The organism is Glycomyces tarimensis (genome assembly GCF_054776215.1).
Genome location: NZ_BAAHCB010000053.1, coordinates 1 through 1,208, shown reverse-complemented (window position 1 = coordinate 1,208; position 1,208 = coordinate 1). Strand labels below are relative to the sequence as shown.

Sequence of the window (1,208 nt, the reverse complement as noted above, 5' to 3'; positions counted from 1 at the left end):
GCTGTTCGTAGTCGATCGGTGAGATCTGGCCCAGAGACGAGTGTCTCCGGGTCGTGTTGTAATCGGTGATCCAGGACTCGACCTGGAAGCGGGCTTCCAAGGCGTTGGCGAAGGTCCGGCGTCCTTGCAGGACTTCGCGTTTGAGGGTGGCGTTGAACGATTCGGCGAGGGCGTTGTCGGCGGAGGAGCCGACCCGGGCCCGCGATTGCATTACACCGAGTTCCTTGCAGCACGTGGCGAACTGAGCGGACACGTATTGCGAGCCGCGGTCGGTATGTATCAGGGCACCGGCCAGGCCGCCGCGGATGCAGTGCGCGCGGCGCAGCGCGGTTTCGACCAGATCAGTGCGCATGTGGTCGGCGATCGCCCACCCGACCAGGCGGCGGCTGAACAGGTCGATCACCGTGGCCAGGTAGAGGAACGAGCTGTCCCCGACCGGGAGGTACGTGATGTCGCCGACGTAGCGCTCGTTCGGCGCAGGTGCGGTGAAATCGCGTTTGAGGCGGTCGGGCGCCGCGGCTTCGCCCGGGTCCTCGAGCGGCGGAGCCGGGCGCCGGCGGCGCAGAGTGACGCCCTCGATCCCGGCGACCCGCATCAAGCGCGCCACGCGCTTGCGGTTGACCTTCTCGCCGGCCTCGCGCAGATCGACGGTGATCCGCGGCGACCCGTACGTGCCCTTGCTGCGGCGGTGGAACGCCTTGATCCGCACCGTCGCCGCTGCGTCCGAGGCGGCTTTCGCCGCCCGAGCCGGGGCGCGGTCCCTCCACTGGTAGTAGCCCTGCCTGGAGACCTCCAGGGCAGCGCAGAGCCGTTTGACGCTCCAACGCGTACGGTGCTCGTGGACGAACTGGAAACGGCTCACCAGTTCGTCTCGCCCGCGAAATATTTCGCGGCTTTACGCAGGATGTCCCGTTCGGCTTTGACCTTGTCCAGCTCGGCGCGGAGGCGGCGGTTCTCTTCAGCGATCACGGCGTCGTAGCCTACGAGGCCCTCGTTCTCGCTGGTAGGCGCCTGGAAACGGGGTGATTCGGCTTGCTGCTTGCGGGCTTGCTTCACCCAGTTCCGCAGTGTCTCGGACGAGACACCGAGATTCTTCGCGACCGAGGCGTAGGTAGCGGCCGGATCGTCGCGGTACATCTGGACCGCTTCGGCCTTGAACTCCTCGGGAAACCGGCGATGATACTTCGAGGTCGACACTCTTCACTCCT

The 1,208-nt window shown here is 66.4% G+C and carries 1 protein-coding gene; it reads right to left on the bottom strand.

What is annotated here, in order from left to right:
- A protein-coding gene (locus ACYVK3_RS21830; protein WP_460499466.1) for an IS3 family transposase occupies window positions 1–1,137 on the bottom strand; the annotation gives its coding sequence in 2 pieces (ribosomal slippage) (window positions 1–879 and window positions 879–1,137; 1,138 coding nt annotated over the 2 pieces). This gene is flagged as partial in the annotation.
- Window positions 1,138–1,208 lie beyond the last annotated feature (71 nt).